This window comes from Chitinophaga qingshengii (genome assembly GCF_014529935.1).
GTDB classification, from domain to species: domain Bacteria; phylum Bacteroidota; class Bacteroidia; order Chitinophagales; family Chitinophagaceae; genus Chitinophaga; species Chitinophaga qingshengii.
This window is the reverse complement of sequence record NZ_JACVFC010000002.1, coordinates 590,711-607,618: the sequence shown is the minus strand read 5'-3', so window position 1 is coordinate 607,618 and position 16,908 is coordinate 590,711. Positions and strand designations below refer to the sequence as shown.

At 50.2% G+C, this 16,908-nt stretch carries 17 protein-coding genes; 11 read left to right on the top strand and 6 right to left on the bottom strand.

Annotation, left to right across the window (positions count from 1 at the left end):
• Positions 1–8: 8 nt before the first annotated feature.
• From ICL07_RS17670 to ICL07_RS17655, 4 genes are read left to right on the top strand one after another with little or no spacing between them, the layout of a single operon-like run.
• The gene (locus tag ICL07_RS17670) at positions 9–455 is read left to right on the top strand and encodes a 3-hydroxyacyl-ACP dehydratase FabZ family protein (RefSeq protein ID WP_188089351.1); all 447 of its coding nucleotides are present in this window, start codon (positions 9–11) and stop codon (positions 453–455) included.
• Positions 456–465: 10 nt separating this feature from the next.
• Positions 466–1,740, top strand: coding sequence for a beta-ketoacyl-[acyl-carrier-protein] synthase family protein (locus ICL07_RS17665; protein WP_188089350.1), 1,275 nt, complete (start codon positions 466–468; stop codon positions 1,738–1,740).
• Positions 1,741–1,744: 4 nt separating this feature from the next.
• Positions 1,745–1,999 (top strand): acyl carrier protein, encoded by a 255-nt coding sequence (locus ICL07_RS17660; protein ID WP_188089349.1) that lies wholly within the window; start codon positions 1,745–1,747, stop codon positions 1,997–1,999.
• Positions 1,996–2,487: a 4'-phosphopantetheinyl transferase family protein gene (locus ICL07_RS17655; protein ID WP_188089348.1), complete on the top strand. Its 492-nt coding sequence runs from the start codon at positions 1,996–1,998 to the stop codon at positions 2,485–2,487. Before ICL07_RS17660 ends, ICL07_RS17655 begins: the two co-directional genes overlap by 4 nt.
• Positions 2,488–2,632: 145 nt before the next feature.
• On the opposite strand, the gene ICL07_RS17650 is transcribed toward ICL07_RS17655, so the two are convergent.
• Entirely contained in the window at positions 2,633–3,400 is a 768-nt protein-coding gene (locus ICL07_RS17650) for a hypothetical protein (protein WP_188089347.1), read from the bottom strand.
• 221 nt (positions 3,401–3,621) lie between these two features.
• On the opposite strand from ICL07_RS17650, the gene ICL07_RS17645 reads away from it, so the two are divergent.
• From ICL07_RS17645 to ICL07_RS17635, 3 genes are read left to right on the top strand one after another with little or no spacing between them, the layout of a single operon-like run.
• On the top strand, positions 3,622–4,266 hold the full coding sequence (locus ICL07_RS17645) for a PIG-L deacetylase family protein (protein WP_188089346.1): 645 nt from the start codon (positions 3,622–3,624) through the stop codon (positions 4,264–4,266).
• Positions 4,263–5,405: a glycosyltransferase family 4 protein gene (locus ICL07_RS17640; protein WP_188089345.1), complete on the top strand. Its 1,143-nt coding sequence runs from the start codon at positions 4,263–4,265 to the stop codon at positions 5,403–5,405. Before ICL07_RS17645 ends, ICL07_RS17640 begins: the two co-directional genes overlap by 4 nt.
• Positions 5,402–6,592: a glycoside hydrolase 100 family protein gene (locus tag ICL07_RS17635; protein WP_223151964.1), complete on the top strand. Its 1,191-nt coding sequence runs from the start codon at positions 5,402–5,404 to the stop codon at positions 6,590–6,592. Before ICL07_RS17640 ends, ICL07_RS17635 begins: the two co-directional genes overlap by 4 nt.
• A 3-nt stretch (positions 6,593–6,595) precedes the next feature.
• Here ICL07_RS17635 and ICL07_RS17630 read toward each other — a convergent pair whose 3' ends face one another.
• The 4 genes from ICL07_RS17630 to ICL07_RS17615 all read right to left on the bottom strand — a co-directional run bounded on the left by ICL07_RS17630 (position 6,596) and on the right by ICL07_RS17615 (position 9,236).
• Positions 6,596–7,852, bottom strand: a complete 1,257-nt coding sequence (locus ICL07_RS17630; RefSeq protein ID WP_188089344.1) for a serine aminopeptidase domain-containing protein — start codon at positions 7,850–7,852, stop codon at positions 6,596–6,598.
• A 10-nt stretch (positions 7,853–7,862) separates the two neighbouring features.
• Positions 7,863–8,426 (bottom strand): YIP1 family protein, encoded by a 564-nt coding sequence (locus ICL07_RS17625; RefSeq protein ID WP_188089343.1) that lies wholly within the window; start codon positions 8,424–8,426, stop codon positions 7,863–7,865.
• Positions 8,423–8,722 (bottom strand): DUF2089 family protein, encoded by a 300-nt coding sequence (locus ICL07_RS17620; protein WP_188089342.1) that lies wholly within the window; start codon positions 8,720–8,722, stop codon positions 8,423–8,425. The genes ICL07_RS17625 and ICL07_RS17620 overlap by 4 nt, the downstream gene beginning before the upstream one ends.
• 136 nt (positions 8,723–8,858) lie before the next feature.
• Positions 8,859–9,236 (bottom strand): DoxX family protein, encoded by a 378-nt coding sequence (locus ICL07_RS17615; protein ID WP_188089341.1) that lies wholly within the window; start codon positions 9,234–9,236, stop codon positions 8,859–8,861.
• Positions 9,237–9,456: 220 nt separating this feature from the next.
• On the opposite strand from ICL07_RS17615, the gene ICL07_RS17610 reads away from it, so the two are divergent.
• From ICL07_RS17610 to ICL07_RS17595, 4 genes are all read left to right on the top strand, one after another.
• Positions 9,457–12,681 carry a S41 family peptidase gene (locus tag ICL07_RS17610; RefSeq protein WP_188089340.1) on the top strand — a complete coding sequence of 1,075 codons (3,225 nt, stop codon included), beginning with the start codon at positions 9,457–9,459 and terminating at the stop codon, positions 12,679–12,681.
• Positions 12,682–12,815: 134 nt separating this feature from the next.
• Positions 12,816–14,846, top strand: coding sequence for a transketolase (gene tkt, locus ICL07_RS17605; protein WP_188089339.1), 2,031 nt, complete (start codon positions 12,816–12,818; stop codon positions 14,844–14,846).
• On the top strand, positions 14,824–15,570 hold the full coding sequence (locus ICL07_RS17600; RefSeq protein WP_188089338.1) for an HAD-IIB family hydrolase: 747 nt from the start codon (positions 14,824–14,826) through the stop codon (positions 15,568–15,570). The genes tkt and ICL07_RS17600 overlap by 23 nt, the downstream gene beginning before the upstream one ends.
• Before the next feature lie 102 nt (positions 15,571–15,672).
• Positions 15,673–16,455, top strand: a complete 783-nt coding sequence (locus tag ICL07_RS17595; RefSeq protein WP_188089337.1) for a porin family protein — start codon at positions 15,673–15,675, stop codon at positions 16,453–16,455.
• Positions 16,456–16,459: 4 nt separating this feature from the next.
• On the opposite strand, the gene ICL07_RS17590 is transcribed toward ICL07_RS17595, so the two are convergent.
• Positions 16,460–16,765 (bottom strand): hypothetical protein, encoded by a 306-nt coding sequence (locus tag ICL07_RS17590; protein ID WP_188089336.1) that lies wholly within the window; start codon positions 16,763–16,765, stop codon positions 16,460–16,462.
• Positions 16,766–16,908: the final 143 nt, after the last annotated feature.

Sequence of the window (16,908 nt, the reverse complement as noted above, 5' to 3'; positions counted from 1 at the left end):
ACGGATTTATGACGATAACGACAATACTGGAGAAATTACCCTACGGGGAATCTTTTTTGTTTGTAGATACACTGGAATATATCGATGAACAAAAGGTAACAGGAAGTTTTACATTCCGGCCGGAGATGGATTGTTATAAGGGACATTTTAAAACATATCCTGTCACGCCCGGGGTATTACTCACCGAAGTGATGGCGCAGATAGGGCTGGTATGTATGGGTATTTATCTCACCGGAGGGCCGGCCGGCTTGTCTTTCGGGCTTACCTCCACCCATGTGGAATTTATGCGGCCTGTATTACCGGGAGAAAAAGTAACCGTCACCGGTGAAAAAATATATTTCCGTTTCGGTAAACTGAAATGCCGGGTAACGATGATCAACGAACAGGGTGAAACAGTGAGTAGCGGCGAATTAGCTGGTATGATCATCGGTCCGGATAAAATTCGTAATTCGTAATTCACAATCGATGAACAGGGTAGTGATCACAGGATTGGGGGTAGTATCTCCTAATGGCGCCGGTATACCTGCTTTCACGGAAGCGATCCGGCAGGGGGTATCCGGCATCCGTTATGACCCGCAGCTGGAAGCGCTGGATTTTTCCTGTCGCATTGCCGGCACGCCGGAGGTAACGGAAGCTATGAAGTTGCAGTATTTCGACCCGTTGGAACTGAAAGGTTTTAATAGCGGGGCGGTATTATATGGTGTGATGGCAGGCATGGAAGCCTGGCAGGCTGCGGGATTGCCGGCAGGAGCTGCCGTACAGCAACCCGACTGGGACAGTGGTGTGATATTCGGCACCGGTTCTTCCGGGGTGGATAAGATGCGGGAAGCGATTTACCGGGTAGATGAACTTCAGGTACGACGTTTAGGCAGTACCGTTATTTCGCAGACCATGACCAGCAGTATCAGCGCCTGGCTGGGAGGCAAGCTGGGACTGGGCAACCAGGTAACCACCAATTCATCGGCCTGTACGACCGGCGCAGAAAGTGTGCTGATGGCTTATGAACGCATCCGGGCGGGCAAGGCCCGGCGTATGCTGGCCGGCAGCACTACGGACGGCGGCGCCTATGTATGGGCAGGTTTCGATGCCATGAAAGTATGTACCTTCAAAAATAATGACCGGCCGGCAGCAGGCTCCAGGCCTATGAGTGCCAGCGCTTCCGGGTTTGTACCGGGAGCAGGCGCCGGTGCACTGGTAGTAGAATCGCTGGAAAGTGCGCTGGAAAGAAATGCGCCCATTTACGCAGAAATTGCCGGCGGACATATTAACTCCGGCGGGCAACGCAATGAAGGTAGCATGACGGCACCCAACAGCGAGGCGGTACAGCGTTGTATCCGCGAAGCCGTACGCGATGCGGGTATGCATCCCGATGAAATTGACGTTATTAATGGCCATCTTACGGCTACCAGCAAAGATGCCACGGAGGTGGTCAACTGGAGCCAGGCGCTGAACAGGAGCGGAGAACAGTTCCCCTATGTGAATGCGCTGAAATGTATGATCGGGCATTGTTTGAGCGCTGCCGGCAGTATAGAGCTGGTGGCGGCGGTGCTGCAATTACAGCAGGGCTTCCTGTTTCCCAATATCAATACGGAAGACCTGCATCCGGAGATTGCGGCCATTGTGCCCCGGGAGAAGATACCACAACAACTGGTACAAAAAGATTTGCAGGTAATTGCCAAAGCCAGCTTTGGTTTCGGTGATGTGAACGCCTGTGTTATTCTAAAAAAATATAAACCCTGATAGCATGGATAAAACTACTTTAATGGCTACCATCAAGGAAGTGGTGCAGCCTTATACCAAAAATCCGGAAGCATTGGCCACGCTGAATGAAGACACGGACTTTATCCGTGACCTGAAAATTAATTCTGCCAACCTGGTAGATGTGGTACTGGATGTGGAAGAGAAATTTAATATCGTGATCGATAACGATTCTATGGAGAAGATGATCAATGTGCGGGCGGCGATGGAAGTGGTGGAAAATAAACTGGCTGCCTCATGATCGGCAATGATGTGGTAGACCTGTCACTCGCGGCTACGGAGAGTAACTGGCGCCGGCGGGGCTACCTGGACAAAGTCTTCTCTCCGGAGGAGCAGCAGTTGATTGCGGAGGCTACTGACCCGGACATGATGGTATGGATGCTGTGGAGCGCCAAAGAAGCGGCCTATAAAATGGTGCACCGGGCTACCCGCCGGCGGACTTACGCACCGCAGCGATACCAGGTGCAGCTTTCGGGCGAAAGAAAAGGATTGGTGCAATATGACAGCCAGCTGTTTTTTTTTCGTACATCCGTCAACGATAGCTTGTTACATACCGTAGCGGTGGCAGGATTGCAGTACTGGTCAAAAGTGGTTTACGGCCGGCAACCGGAAGAGGTGTTGTTAAAAGATGAACAGGGCATTCCTTTTATCCGGAGTGGCGACAGAGACTGGATGGCGTCTGTCAGTCATCATGGTATTTACCAGGAAATCGTTAGTCTGAAAATATAAAAAGGAGTAGCAGGTAGCTACTCCTTTTTAATGCAGGCGATCTATATAGTTGGTTCGTTGTGGGAATCCCAGTACGCCCAATGTTCCAGGTCCGTGATCAGTATCCAGATAACGTTTTCCCACCATTCAAGCGCCTCGGCGGTTTTCATCTGCGGTATCCCTTCACGGAATATTTGCAGGATTTCCAGTGTATCCCGCTCATATTCACTTTGATTTTGTTTCGCCTCCAATACAGCGATATGCTCATTGATGATAGTAATGAGCAGGTCTTTTCGATACATAAATCCATTTTTTTAACGTGATCAAGCCTTATTCCGTTTGTCAGGAATAAGGGCTCATCATCATGATCGTCGCCGGGCGGCAGTTTCAGTATACGGAATATAATGCGTACAAATGACAGGATATCTCCCGATACCGGCAGACTGATGGCCCGGTTGCAGGACCATGTGTATTGCAGGCGCCTGTTGTACCGTACATCAATGGCTTGCCGCAAGGAAGACAAACATACTTGTATGCCCTCCGGGCTGTTGCCGCTGATATACCATACTACTGCGCTTTGTTTAACCCGCTGCGCCAGCGGTAGCATGGCATGAAAGGGCAGGAAGAGATCATATACCAGCGAAAGAAAGCGGATAACGGGTAATGCCTGGTTGTTAGTTGACGGGACGTATGCCGGTAAAGCGCTGGTGGTACCATTTTGCGGCAAGTGCTGTGTGACAGCTGCCCATGGTTCGTTTAATGCCTGGTATTGATGGTTGTCGTTGGTCCATGCATGAATAGCTTGTGGGGTGAGGGTTTGTTCCGTAAAGGCGCCCCGCCCGACGATCATGTCAAACTGCTCGTCCAGCCTGGCGGCGATGGTTGCGTAATAGTGGAGTTTTTGATCTTTGGTTGTTAATGGGTCGTTACGCATGCAATTGTAATTCTAACAAATACGATGTTAGTAATCCTGACCATAAATGTTGCTGGCAAATGTAATTGCATTATGAGTGTGGTATGGTTAAACATTTGTTATCGGGGAAAATCCCGGTATTGATTTTTATCAGTATGATAATGAAATGATCACGGTCATCCTTCAACGTTCGGGTACGTTTCTTGATGCCTGCTTCACCGGTATATCAGCACCGGTAAACCATGCAATCTGTTAATCAGAAAAAGGTGGCCGTTATTGTGGCCCATCCGGACGATGAAACCCTGTGGGCGGGCGGCACATTGCTCAGTCACCCCGAATGGGATTGCTTTGTGGCCTGCATTTGCAGGGCCGGCGATACCGACAGGGCGCCGCGTTTCGCTGCTGTATTGCAGGCGCTGGGCGCCCGTGGGAAAATGGCGGATTTGGACGACGGGCCGGAACAGCTGCCCCTGCCTATTCCCGTTGTGGCGGAACAGATACTGCAACTGTTGCCACATACCCAATTTGACCTCATCCTTACCCACAATATAGCGGGGGAATACACCAGGCACCGCCGTCATGAAGAAGTGAGCGAAGCCGTTTTTCAGCTTTGGGAAGAAGGACGCCTGTCCACCGCTGCGCTCTGGTATTTTGCCTATGGTGATGACGATCGCCGCCATTACCCGTTGGCAGATCCTTCGGCGGATATTTACCAGCCGTTGCCGGCAAACATTTTCCAACAGAAAAAAGCATTGATAACAGACATATACGGATTTAGTCACGATAGCTGGGAAGCGAAAATCACCCCTTCCGCGGAAGCATTCCGGACGTTCAGCACGGTAGCGGGAGCGACACAATGGCTGAACAGAAACCGTATCCTTCCATGAAAGTACTTGTCTTATATGATTATCCTGCAGGCCCTGGCGGCCTCGCTACACAGGGCGACCTGCTTTACCGGGGCCTGAAAGAACTGGGCGTGGATGTTCACGCCGTACATTACGAATCCAACCAGGAAAAAGAATGGTACTACCGCTGGTTTAAGCCGGATGTGGTCACCGGCGTAGGGTACTGGGGCTATATCCCGCACCTGGTACTGCATCCCCAATATTTTGGTTGCAGGGCCGTACCCTGGCTGGTAGCCGACGGCTACATCGCCAACTACCAGGATGTGCTCAATACATTACCACTCATCCTTGTTACCTCCAACTGGGTGAAGGACATGTATGTGCGGGACGGCATCAGCGGCCGTGATATTGAAGTGTTGCCTGTTGGCTGTGATACGGATGCCTTTCGTCCGTTTTCTGCCACCGATCCGAAGGTGGCGGCAGTACGCGAATCGCTGGGTATTCATGCAAACGAGCTGATGATCCTCACCGTTGGCGGTGATGCGGCTTCCAAAGGTGCGCAGGAGGTGATGCATGCCCTCGCGCAGCTGAACGGAAAAATGCCGCCGTGGAAATATGTCTGCAAAGTATGGCCGCAGGAACGCACCGATCGCCAGAATAAAGCAGATATGCAACTGGCAAAGGAGCTGGGGATAGATGAGCGGGTAGTTTATACGGAGTACAAGATCTCCCGCAATTTTATGCCCTACCTCATTGGCGCCTGTGATATTTATGCCGCGCCTTCGCGGCTGGAAGGCTTCGGGATGACGCAGGTGGAAGCCAACGCCTGCGGTAAACCGGTGGTCAGTCTGGGTGCTATGGGCATGCTGGACACACTGGTGCATGGCGAAACGGCCCTGCTGGCACGGGTAGCCAGGGAGATCGTTTTAAAGGAAGTAGTAGTAGGTGCGGAAGCCGGCTTGGGAGACAAGCGTACCGTGGTGTTTGATACACCGCGTACGGTAGACTATCGCGCTGATGCGGCGGATATTGCCGTTCACCTGAATGAATTGCTGGTCAACCGGGAACTGCGGTTGCAAATGGGCGCCGCAGGGCGCTCCCGCGTGATACAACGTTTTGATTACCGCGTGGTGGCACGCCGTTTTCTACAGATCGTACAGGAAAAATTAGCTATCGTATGAAAATGTACACCGTTACCGGAGAAGTGGAACAAGCCAGGAAAGCAGCGCTGGAAGTGTTACAGCATAACCGCCGTGGTCCCTGTGCCGGATTGCCGCGTACTGCCGGTTGGGGCTATCCGGAGCCCTATACCCGGGATATGATATTTACCTTCTTTGGTATTGCTGTTTCGGGAGATGAACAACTGATTGCCAGTATGCGCAGGGTGCTGGAAGTGCTGGCACGCAACCAAACGGAACGTGGACATATTCCTTCACTGGCGCATGACCCGGAGAACCTCGGTGCGAGCGATACCACACCATTGTTCCTGGTAGGGATCAGTATCTACCGGCAACTCAGCGGAGAGGAAAATTTTTTGCAGGAAGCGGCAGAGAAAGCGCTCACCTGGTTGTATTATCAGAGTCCGGGCGACCGCCTGCTGGTAGCGCAGTTACCTACCAGCGACTGGCGCGACGAACAATGGGTGCTGGGATATGGGTTGTATGTGAATACGCTGGTGTATGCCGGGCTACGCATGTTTGACCGCCATCAGCGGGCAGACGCCTTTTTACAGGAGATGCGGCATTTTACCATTACCAGCAATATAATGCACCGGCATGTACATGAAGGGCTCACGGTGAAGAATAAACCGTATTACGCCTGCTGGTCCTATAAAATATACAGTAGTGAACGATTTGATTTGTTGGGTAACAGCCTGGCTATCCTTACCGGCATCGCTTCCCGTTCCCGTGCAGAACGGATGATAGCCTGGATTGAAGAGGAATGTAGTGTGATGCGGGAGAGAGGGGACCTGGCTTCGGAGCTACCGCCTAATTTTTTCCCGTTTGTAAAACCGGGCGATCCTGACTGGCGGCGGCGCGATGAAGAGTTTAATATGCCCGGCGATTACCACAATGGCGGCATCTGGCCTTTTATCTGCGGCGTATATATAGCGGCGTTAGTGGCGACCGGAAAATACCAGCTGGCAGAGCGAAAATTGCATGCCCTGGCATTGGCAGTGAAGCCTTCCCGCGCGCAGCATCTTGATTATGGTTTCAATGAGTGGCTGCGCGCACAGGATGCTTTACCTAAAGGACAGAACTGGCAGTCGTGGTCGGCAGCCCTGTATCTGTACGCGCTGCGCTGTGTAGAAGAAAGAAGGACGCCGTTTTTTGAAGATATGCGGAAAAGAAGTTCCCGTGAACAATAGCGATTAATTGCTTTTGATAAATTGTATCACGTCTTTCACCAACTGTGGATGCAGGGGGAGACTGGGATCACGGTAGCTGATATCGCTGATGCCTTTGCTTGGACCGGCAGTTTTTAATACGTGGTTCATTTGATCGATTATTTTCAGTTGCGCAGCCGGTGCACCCTGTTTCAGGTGTTGTGCGTCTTGCACGCTTACCTGTGTATCCGTGTTCCCCTGTATAATCAGGATAGGGATTTTCAGTTTGGCGATTTCCTGTTGCGGATTGTATTTCACCCAGTCCATCATGTAAGGTAATACCAAAGGATTAAACAATCCTCCCAATTCCGGGGTGGTGTTCACCACCCGCAAACCCTGTTTGAGACTGTCCAGCATACCTTTGGCTTTGGGTACCAGCGCCATGGATTCTTCGCCTATTTGTCTTTCCAGGATAACATCTATAGGATCGCCGGCGCCGGCGAAGGAAATAAATTGATCGGCCGGGCTGCGCTGACTGGCGAGGATCCCGATGAGGGACCCTTCACTATGCCCGGCCACGATTACCTTGGAAAATCGTTTATCTGCCTTCAGCAGGTTAATATAACCGGCAGCATCATTAACAGTGCCTTCAAACGAAACATCTGTTTTTATGTTACCGGTTGCACTGGCGGCCACTCCGCGTTTGTCGTACCGTACGCAGGCGATGCCATTGGACTGTAAAACTTCCGCCAGCTGTTTGTAGGCATTGGTTTTTAAGTTCATGTTGTTGTTGGCATCCCGGTCGGTAGGGCCGGAGCCTGCGATGATCAGTACAACGGGTACAGGTTTGTCGCTCACCGGCATGGTGAGTGTGCCGTGAATCGTGATATCATCAGAGGTGGTAAGGTTGTAGTTGTCTGCTTCCTTTGCCGGGGCGGATTTTTCCTGGTAGGGCACAAAGCGGAAACCTTCCAGCAGGTTGCTGGCATTCAGGGAGAGGATCATAGTGAGTGTTCCTTTGCTAAAGTCGGCCTTCCAGGTTTGATAGCTGCTTTCGCCACCGGTAGGGGTGAGTTGCACCAGGTCGCCCAGCTGACCATGCAGCTGTGAAAGCATAGCCCGTGTCTGATCTGCCGGTAACGCGGATTTGATGGCAGAGCCAAACATGGTATAGAGGCTGTCCGCCTGTTGCCGGTTAAAATAACGTTGCACTTTCGCCGCAGCGATGGCATAGTTGTGCTGGGCTGTCATCTTCATAAAAAAAGCTAACAGCAGGGTTGTCAGTAAACAAATTCTTTTCATAACATTTTTTTTAGGGTCTGATATTGACCATGATGGGAAACAGATAATGAAGGAGTACTTTGGATAGCGCCTCTGCCACCAGCAGTGAGCCGATGAAAATGAGAATGGCTTTGTTGCCTTTCATATTGGTAGAAACGCTGAAGGCCTGGTAAAGGAGTATCAGCGTCCATATCAGGAAGGGGAGGCCTGCTAACGATAATGCCAGCATCATGGGGGTGACGTCGGAGATATTAGTGACCGGTGGTACAATAAAGTTGAGCAAGGCGAAACCCAGCATGGGTGTTCGTGCCAGGGCGGTCGTGCCAGCCAGATCGATAAAGCGGAAGGAGGTGCGGGCAAAGATAACGGCAGCGGTATAGCAACAAATTACTACACTTCCCCAGGCGATGAGCGTTTCCAGCAGATACACAAAGTAAGGCAGGGTAAGGAAACTGGAATGGGCATCAATGGCGCCGTCGAAATGTGTTTTACTGAAGTAGGCCACTACGGAAGTAAACAGCATAATGAGCCAACCGGTGAGCAATGCTTTGCCGCCGGCGATGTAGGTAAACGGGCGAAATAACCACGTGTTCATGGAGACGTTTTTATATTTTTTTCAATCGTTTCAATGTTATGGATAATGTCATCGAGCCGGTTGCGCACCGTGGGATAACTCAATCCCAGTTGTTGCGCCATCACTTTTAAACTACCGCTGCTTTTCACAAAGTCAATCACAAATTGCAGATCGTCTGCCGCGAGCCGCGCCAGCAACGGTAACTCAAAACTGCCCGAAACCATGGTGTCACAGGCCTCACAGGCCAGGGACGTTACTTTTAACGGAGAGGCACAGCTTGGGCATGACAGTGGTAAGGATTTCTTTATTGCTTTCATTGTTCAACAAAGTTAAAGTAAATTTTAATAAAATTGATCCATGATTTAATAAAATTAATTTTTGTTGCTGAATAATGGAAATAGGATAACCCCGGACCTTCGCCCGGGGTGAATAGGGTAGCCGCTTGGGAGATAATTAGGCTGTTTCCGTGCCGGCGCGTTTTTCTTTATGAAAGCAGACATAGGAAATTATCAGCAACAGTAAGGCTACCACCGGCCATATATATTGTGATGCCGCTCCGTTGATGGCCGCAAAGGCCAGAAAAGCAGATATAACGTTGATCAGCAGGCCCGCGTAAGCCCATTCCCTAACCTGGGAAGGTACGGGCGCCCATAACAGTATTCCTCCGATGATCTTGCAGATGGCCAGTTCCACCCTGAAATAGCCGGGATATCCCATCCGGGTCACTGTCCGGATCATAAAATCCGAAAACAGTAATCCGGCGCCTCCGCCGATGGAGATCAGTGCAATGCCTGCTGTAGCAGCCCGGTAAATGATTTTGTCCTTTTGCATGGATGTATTTTACAACTATGACGAAACAACAGCTCCTGATTTGGACAGAACGTCTAAAAAAATGAATGTAATCATCACACTGCAACATCCCCGCAGGCTGAAGAATATAGCCTGCCACTGACCATCACCTGAAAGTGCCATTTATCACTTATTAACCGGGAACTACCCCTGCTTTTTTATATTTTGCCATACTGACAACAACAAAACGCTTTACAGCTTTATGAAGAGAGTTCTATTCACCTGTGCAGCCTGGCTGATGGCCACTGTCACCTATGCCCAGGAAAACGCCCTCTGGCTGCGTTATCCTGCTATCTCCCCCGATGGAAAAACGATCGCCTTTGGATACAAAGGTGATATCTACCGCGTAGACGCCAACGGTGGCGTTGCTGTTCCATTGACCATTCACGAGGCACAAGACATGATGCCCGTTTGGAGTCATGACGGTAAGTCTATCGCTTTTGCGAGCGACCGTTATGGTAATTTCGATGTGTTTGTGATGCCTGCAGAAGGTGGTACGCCGGTAAGGCTCACCAACAACAGCAGTGCTGACTACCCCTACGATTTTACACCCGACAACAAACAGGTGCTCTTTGGCAGCGGACGCAATGCGCCGGCCACCAGCATCCGGTTCCCTTACCGTTTGTTCGATAACCTGTACACCGTACCGGTAACAGGTGGCCGTCCTGCCCTGGTAAGTGCTGCCGGTGCTGAACTTGCCCGCTACAACAGCAAAGGCGATCAGATCATTTTCCAGGACCGCAAAGGATACGAAGATCCCTGGCGTAAACACCACGTGTCTTCCGTTACCCGCGACATCTGGGTGATGGACGTGAACAAAAACACTTACCAACAGGTGTCCGGTTATGAAGGTGAAGACCGCGAGCCACTGTTTGGTAACGATAACAGCATCTATTACCTGAGTGAAAAAGGAGGCATCTCCCAGAACCTGTTCAAAGGCTCGCTGACAGATAAAAACAAGATGGAGCAACTCACCCGTTTTGATAAACACCCGGTGCGCCACCTGTCCCGCTCCAACAACAACCTGTTGTGTTTTACCTATAACGGTGAAATATATACGCTGAAAGAAGGGGATAAACCACAGAAAATAAATGTGCGCATCTTCAACGATGGCCGTAACAGCATCCAGAAACCGCTGCCTGTAAATGGCAACGTAACGGAATTTGCGATGAGCCCCGATGGTAAACAGATGGCTTTTATCGCCCGTGGAGAAGTGTTCGTGACCAGCGTGGAAGGCAACATGACCAAAAGGATTACCAACACGCCCCAACAGGAAAGAATGGTGCAATGGTCGCCCGATGGTAAACGCCTGGTATATGCCGCGGAACGTAACGGTAACTGGGATATCTATCAAAGTACCATTGTACGTAAGGAAGAACCTTATTTCTTCGCGGCTACCGTGCTGAAAGAAGAACCGCTTATCGCTACGGCAGCCGAAGAGTTCCAACCGCAGTTCTCTCCCGACGGGAAAGAAATTGCGTATGTGGAAGACCGTAATATCCTGAAAGTATTCAACATCGCTTCCGGTAAAAGCAGGGTACTGCTGCCGAAAGGCCATAACCACTCTTATTCAGACGGCGACTGGTCTTTCTCCTGGAGCCCTGACAGCAAATATGTAGTAGTGGAAGACCAGGGTGGCTATGCTTTCACCAGCAATGCTACCATCATTCCTGCCGATGGCAAAGGAGAAACCATCAGGCCGGTAAACAGCGGTTTCGGTGAAGGCAACCTTAAATGGAGCAGCGATGGTAAACTGATGACCTGGGAAAGCAGCCGTGAAGGCCGCAAATCACTGGCCCGCCAGGGTAGCCGTGAAACAGATATCTACGCAGTATTCTTCGATCAGGAGGCTTTCGATAAATACAAACTATCCAAAGATGAATTTAACCTGCTGAAAGAACAGGAAGACAACGCGAAGAAAGGCGGTAAAGATACCACCGCGAAAAAAGACACCACTGCTGCGAAAAAAGACTTCCGTCCTGATTTCAGCAACCTGGAAGAACGTCAGCAAAAGCTCACCATCAACAGCGCCTCAATCGCTGATTATGTGCTGAGCAAAGACAACAGCAAACTGTATTACACCGCTGCTTTTGAAAAAGGTTACGATCTGTGGGTGACGGAGCCACGCACCGGTGAAACAAAAATACTCGCTAAACTGGGTGGTACGCCCGGTAGCCTGGAACTCAGCAAAGACGGTAACTCCCTCTTTGTAAGCAACAGGGGCAGCGTGGTAAAAGTTGATGCCGGTTCCGGTAAAATCACCCCGATCAGCATCAGCTCTGAAATGTTACTAGATCAGGCGGCTGAACGTGCCTACATCCTGGACCATGCCTGGAAACAAGTGAAGGAGAAATTCTACGATCCTACCATCCGTAACATGGACTGGAAAATGTACCGCGATGCATATGCCCGTTTCCTCCCGCATATCAGCAACAACTACGATTTCCAGGAGCTGCTCAGCGAAATGCTGGGTGAACTGAATGGTTCCCATACCGGTGGCCGTTATACCAATATGCGTCCTGATGGCGATGCTACCGCCAGCCTGGGCCTGTTGTATGATGAACGTTTCACTAAAGACGGCCTGAAAGTAGATGAAGTGATCGTGGGTGGTCCGTTTGATAAAGCTGGCAGCAAAATGAAAGCCGGTTCCGTGATCAGCAAAATCGACGGCGAAGCGGTGACGGCCAAAAAAGACTGGGCAGAACAACTGAACCGTAAAGCGGGTCACAATGTACTCATCAGCTTCACTGACGCTGACGGCAAACAATGGGAAGAAACCGTGAAACCTATCCCTGGCGGCGAAGAAGGCGCCCTGATGTACAAACGCTGGGTGAACAACATGCGCAAAATGGTGGATAAACTCAGCGGTGGCAAAGTAGGCTATGTGCACGTACAAGGCATGAACGACGCCAGCTTCCGCTCCGTATACGACGAAGTAATGGGTAAAAACAGGGGCAAACAGGCCCTCATCGTAGATACCCGCTTCAATGGCGGTGGATGGCTGCATGATGACCTCTATAATTTCCTCAGCGGTAAAAAATACCTGGACTTCGCACCACAGGGCGATTTGCTGAAAGGTGGCGAGCCGCAAGGTCAGTGGCAGGCGCCCAGCTGTGTGCTGATGAGTGAAGGCAACTACAGCGATGCATTTATCTTCCCATATGTATACAAACAAGGCAAAATCGGTAAACTGATTGGTATGCCGGTACCGGGTACCGGTACTGCCGTATGGTGGGAAAGACAAATAGATCCATCCCTGGTATTTGGTATTCCGATGATTGCTACTATTGGTAAGGAAGGCCGTCCGACGGAGAACCTGCAGGTAGAACCGGATATCCGCGTACCGCTGCGTTACGAGGAGTTCCTGGCAGGCAAAGATGCGCAACTGGAAGCAGCTGTGCAGGAAATGCTGAAAGAGATCAAATAAGTCAAACTAAAAAAATAAAAGAAAAGGCCGGAGACATCTTTGTCTCCGGCCTTTTCTTTTGGACGGACCATTGTTTCAGTTGGTACCTTATTTGTGGTTTTGCTTACCAGTTTTCTCCACTTAAAAGGCATATCATGAAAGCAATGACTATCGAAGAGAAGTGTATTGACACCATTCGTTGCCTGGCGATGGATGCGGTACAGAAAGCCAATTCAGGGCATCCGGGTACGCCGATGGCGCTGGCGCCCGCGGCATTTGTATTATGGACAGAACACCTGCGTTATAATCCCCGGAAGCCGGACTGGTTTAACCGCGACCGTTTTGTGTTGTCCAACGGCCACGCTTCCATGCTACAATATGCGGTATTACATCTCACCGGTTATGATATTTCGCTCGATGATATTAAAGCCTTCCGGCAGTGGCACAGTAATACGCCGGGGCATCCGGAGTATGGCCTGACGCCGGGTATAGAAACCACTACCGGTCCGCTGGGACAGGGGATCATGACAGCGGTGGGAATGGCGATGGCTGAAGCGCATCTGGCCGCTATTTTTAATAAAGAAGATATGAAGATTGTGGACCATTACACCTATGTGTTCTGTAGTGATGGCGACCTGATGGAGGGCGCTTCTCATGAAGCCGCTTCTGTAGCGGGTCATCTCGGTTTAGGTAAATTGATATGCTTGTATGATAATAATCATATCACGATAGAGGGCAATACATCGCTGACCTATTCCGATGATGTGGCCAAACGGTTTGAAGCGTACCACTGGCATGTGCAGGACCTGGGCGATCAGGGTAATGACCTGAAAGCGATATCAGCAGCCTTTGCCAATGCAAAGGCAGTGACAGATAAACCCTCTATGATCCTGTTGCGTACCCATATCGGGTATGGCGCTCCCAATAAACAGGATACGCCTGAGGCGCACGGTTCACCACTGGGCGCCGATGAGATAAAACGCACCAAAGAATTTTATGGCTGGCCGGCAGACGAAGATTTTCTGGTGCCTGCCGATGTGCGGGAATATATGAAGAAGATAATTGAGCAAGGAAAGGATACCGAACAGTCCTGGAATAAGCTGGCAGAAGCCTACAATAATAAATACCCGGGACAGTATGCCTTGTTGCAGCAATATATTCATCAGGCGTTGCCGGAGGGATGGGACAATGACGTACCGGCGTACAAACCGGAAGACGGTCCCAAAGCCACGCGGGAAGTGTCTTCCGGCTTTCTGAATGCGGTAGCTGATAAACTTCCCTGGCTGATAGGCGGCAGCGGGGACCTGGAACCTTCCACCTTAACGCTGATCAAATCATCCGGTTACTTTAGTAAAGAACACTATGAAAACCGCAACCTTGCCTGGGGAATCCGCGAGCATGTGATGTGTGCTGCTTCGTCGGGTTTGCAGTTGCATGGCGGGGTGCGGCCTTACGCCGCTACTTTTTTCATTTTTACAGATTATGCCCGGCCGGCTATCCGGTTGGCCTGTATCATGGAGTTGCCGGTGATTTATGTGATGACGCATGACAGTATTGGGTTAGGAGAAGACGGTACCACGCATCAGCCTGTAGAGCATCTGGCATCGTTGCGTGCCATGCCGCACCTGTGTGTGATCCGGCCGGCAGATGCCAATGAAGCGGCTATGGCGTGGCGTACCGCTATCGCCCGTACGAAAGGACCTACTATGCTGGTGTTAACACGCCAGAAGCTGCCGATATCTGACCGTAGTAAAGTAGGGTCTGCCCGTGGGCTTCAGCATGGCGCCTACATTTTGTCGAAGGAGAAAGGGAATTTGCCGGCGCTGATATTGATCGCTACCGGGTCGGAGGTACAGCTGGCGCTGGAGGCGCAGGAACATCTGTGGAAAAATGATATCGACGCGAGGGTGGTCAGCATGCCGAGCTGGGAGTTATTCAGCGAACAATCGGAGGCTTACCGGCAGCAGGTATTGCCGCCGGCGGTGAAAGCCCGTGTAGCCATTGAGGCGGCTTCTCCCGAAGGGTGGGAAAAATGGATCGGCGAAAAAGGGGTGATGATCGGGCTCTCTCATTTCGGGGCCAGTGCGCCTGCTAAGGAGTTGTTCAAACATTATGGTTTCACCGTAGAAAACATACTGGAAAGATCACGTAAACTATTGCAGCATGAAAAAGTTGATCGTGTTTGACCTGGATGGTACCCTGGCGGTCAGTAAATCCACGATTGACGACGGGATGGCCGGGCTGCTGGCGCGGCTGTTGCAGGTAGCGCGGGTAGCCATTATCTCCGGCGGTAAGTGGGAGCAGTTTGAAAAGCAGGTGCTGCAACATTTGCCGGCGGAAGCGCGTTTGCCGGCATTATCTATTCTGCCCACCTGTGGTACGCAGTTTTATCACTTCCAGCAATCATGGCAGTTGTTGTATGCAGAGAATTTTACACCGGAAGAAAAAGAGCAGATCATTCAATCTTTGCAGGAAGCGATAAATGAAGCGGGTTACACCGTGGAAAAAACCTGGGGAGAACAGATAGAAGACCGGGGAAGTCAGATTACGTGGTCAGCGTTAGGGCAGGAAGCACCGGTAGATGCCAAAAAAACGTGGGACCCTGATTTCAGCAAACGAAAGAAAATACAACAGATACTTGATAAATTGATACCGGGGTTTGCCATTAATCTCGGTGGCATGACATCGGTTGATATTACCCGTGAAGGTATCGATAAAGCATATGGTATTCATAAGTTGCGTGATACATTACACCTCACGATTGGTGAGATGTTATTCGTGGGAGATGCCCTGTTTCCGGGAGGAAACGACTATCCCGCTTTTCAGGCTGGTGTACGTTGTGTGGCCGTGAGAGACCCCGAAGATACGCGGCGGGTGACAGATGCTATATTGGCGTGCCTGGGTAGTTAACAAAAATAGTGTTTGTATTTGATGGTATAGTTGTAGCTTTACCTGATCTGCCGGTATGGAATGCTACCGGGAGGAAACTATTCTTTTTACAAACAAAACCTTATGAAAAGCAAAGTACGTTTAGTCGTTGCCGTAATTGCGGCTGCCATGTGTCCGTTTGTGGCAAAGGCGCAAGTAGATCTCGGTGTTAAGGCTGGCTTGAGTATCCCTAATCTGACATCCGGTAATTCTTCCAATCCCATCAATAGTGGCTGGAGCTCCAGACTGGGGCTGGACGCCGGTTTACAGGCAGAATTTCACCTGACCAAACATTTCTCTATTCAACCGGAAGTAAGATATTCTTCTCAGGGTGGCAAAAAAGACGGTACACAGGGCTTTACGCCTTCGCCTGAAATGGCGCAGTATTTCCAGGCCACCGGTCAACCGGTGCCGCCTTATGTATATGCTAACTACAACAATCAGGCGAAGTTCAATTACCTGATGGTGCCGGTGTTGGCTAAATACCATTTCGGCTTTAGTCCTAAATGGGACCTATACGTAGCTGCCGGCCCATTTGTGAGCTTCCTGCTGAGTGGCAAGAATGTGACCGATGGCAAAAGTTCAGTTTACTACGATGAAGCGCTGTCTAAACCATTACAAGGGTTCCCTGAAGTGGATTTCAACCGGACTACCGACATCAAAAATGACCTGAAGAAAGCCAACTGGGGTATCTCCGGCCAGGTAGGTGTGGCTTACCACATCAACAGCAGAAGTGCAGTCTTCATTGAAGGTGGCGGTAACTACGGTTTCGTAAAAATCCAGAAAGACAAAGTCAACGGTGAAAACAACACCGGCGCCGGCGTAGTAGTACTGGGTTATTCTTACCGTATTAAAGACAAAAAATAAGCTGTTAAGCCAACAGGTTAAATGAAACCGTAACAATCGTTACACCAATGCATACCAAAGACAGGAGGAAGATGTAATCTGCAGCTTCCTCCAGTTTTTCACTCCGCCTTCTGTGCTTCGAGCGCATCGACAGAAAAGATAACGTACAGCTGCCTATCAGCAATACCGCCGCAATCCCCGTAGAATCGTCAATAATAGTGACTGAATTAAAATGTGCTACCTTGATAGAGGTGAGTACTATCAGGCAAAATCCCAATAAATTACTGGAGGTATTGAGGATATGCGGTGACTTATTATTCTCATTAGCCATAAAACAACTGTTTCTGTCCATCAATTTAATGAATAGGAATTATCAGGAAAAGTTAAAATAGCGTTACGTTCCATTAAAATAAAATTAGTGGAGGTTAAGTTCTGTTTACGGATATACGGACAGCCAATAATATTATTATCTTT

Bases quoted from the DNA above. Each gene is read 5' to 3' on its own strand.
- ICL07_RS17670 (WP_188089351.1), top strand. From the start codon at position 9: ATGACGATAACGACAATACTGGAGAAATTACCCTACGGGGAATCTTTT.
- ICL07_RS17665 (WP_188089350.1), top strand. From the start codon at position 466: ATGAACAGGGTAGTGATCACAGGATTGGGGGTAGTATCTCCTAATGGC.
- ICL07_RS17660 (WP_188089349.1), top strand. From the start codon at position 1,745: ATGGATAAAACTACTTTAATGGCTACCATCAAGGAAGTGGTGCAGCCT.
- ICL07_RS17655 (WP_188089348.1), top strand. From the start codon at position 1,996: ATGATCGGCAATGATGTGGTAGACCTGTCACTCGCGGCTACGGAGAGT.
- ICL07_RS17650 (WP_188089347.1), bottom strand. From the start codon at position 3,400: ATGCGTAACGACCCATTAACAACCAAAGATCAAAAACTCCACTATTAC.
- ICL07_RS17645 (WP_188089346.1), top strand. From the start codon at position 3,622: ATGCAATCTGTTAATCAGAAAAAGGTGGCCGTTATTGTGGCCCATCCG.
- ICL07_RS17640 (WP_188089345.1), top strand. From the start codon at position 4,263: ATGAAAGTACTTGTCTTATATGATTATCCTGCAGGCCCTGGCGGCCTC.
- ICL07_RS17635 (WP_223151964.1), top strand. From the start codon at position 5,402: ATGAAAATGTACACCGTTACCGGAGAAGTGGAACAAGCCAGGAAAGCA.
- ICL07_RS17630 (WP_188089344.1), bottom strand. From the start codon at position 7,852: ATGAAAAGAATTTGTTTACTGACAACCCTGCTGTTAGCTTTTTTTATG.
- ICL07_RS17625 (WP_188089343.1), bottom strand. From the start codon at position 8,426: ATGAACACGTGGTTATTTCGCCCGTTTACCTACATCGCCGGCGGCAAA.
- ICL07_RS17620 (WP_188089342.1), bottom strand. From the start codon at position 8,722: ATGAAAGCAATAAAGAAATCCTTACCACTGTCATGCCCAAGCTGTGCC.
- ICL07_RS17615 (WP_188089341.1), bottom strand. From the start codon at position 9,236: ATGCAAAAGGACAAAATCATTTACCGGGCTGCTACAGCAGGCATTGCA.
- ICL07_RS17610 (WP_188089340.1), top strand. From the start codon at position 9,457: ATGAAGAGAGTTCTATTCACCTGTGCAGCCTGGCTGATGGCCACTGTC.
- tkt (WP_188089339.1), top strand. From the start codon at position 12,816: ATGAAAGCAATGACTATCGAAGAGAAGTGTATTGACACCATTCGTTGC.
- ICL07_RS17600 (WP_188089338.1), top strand. From the start codon at position 14,824: ATGAAAAAGTTGATCGTGTTTGACCTGGATGGTACCCTGGCGGTCAGT.
- ICL07_RS17595 (WP_188089337.1), top strand. From the start codon at position 15,673: ATGAAAAGCAAAGTACGTTTAGTCGTTGCCGTAATTGCGGCTGCCATG.
- ICL07_RS17590 (WP_188089336.1), bottom strand. From the start codon at position 16,765: ATGGCTAATGAGAATAATAAGTCACCGCATATCCTCAATACCTCCAGT.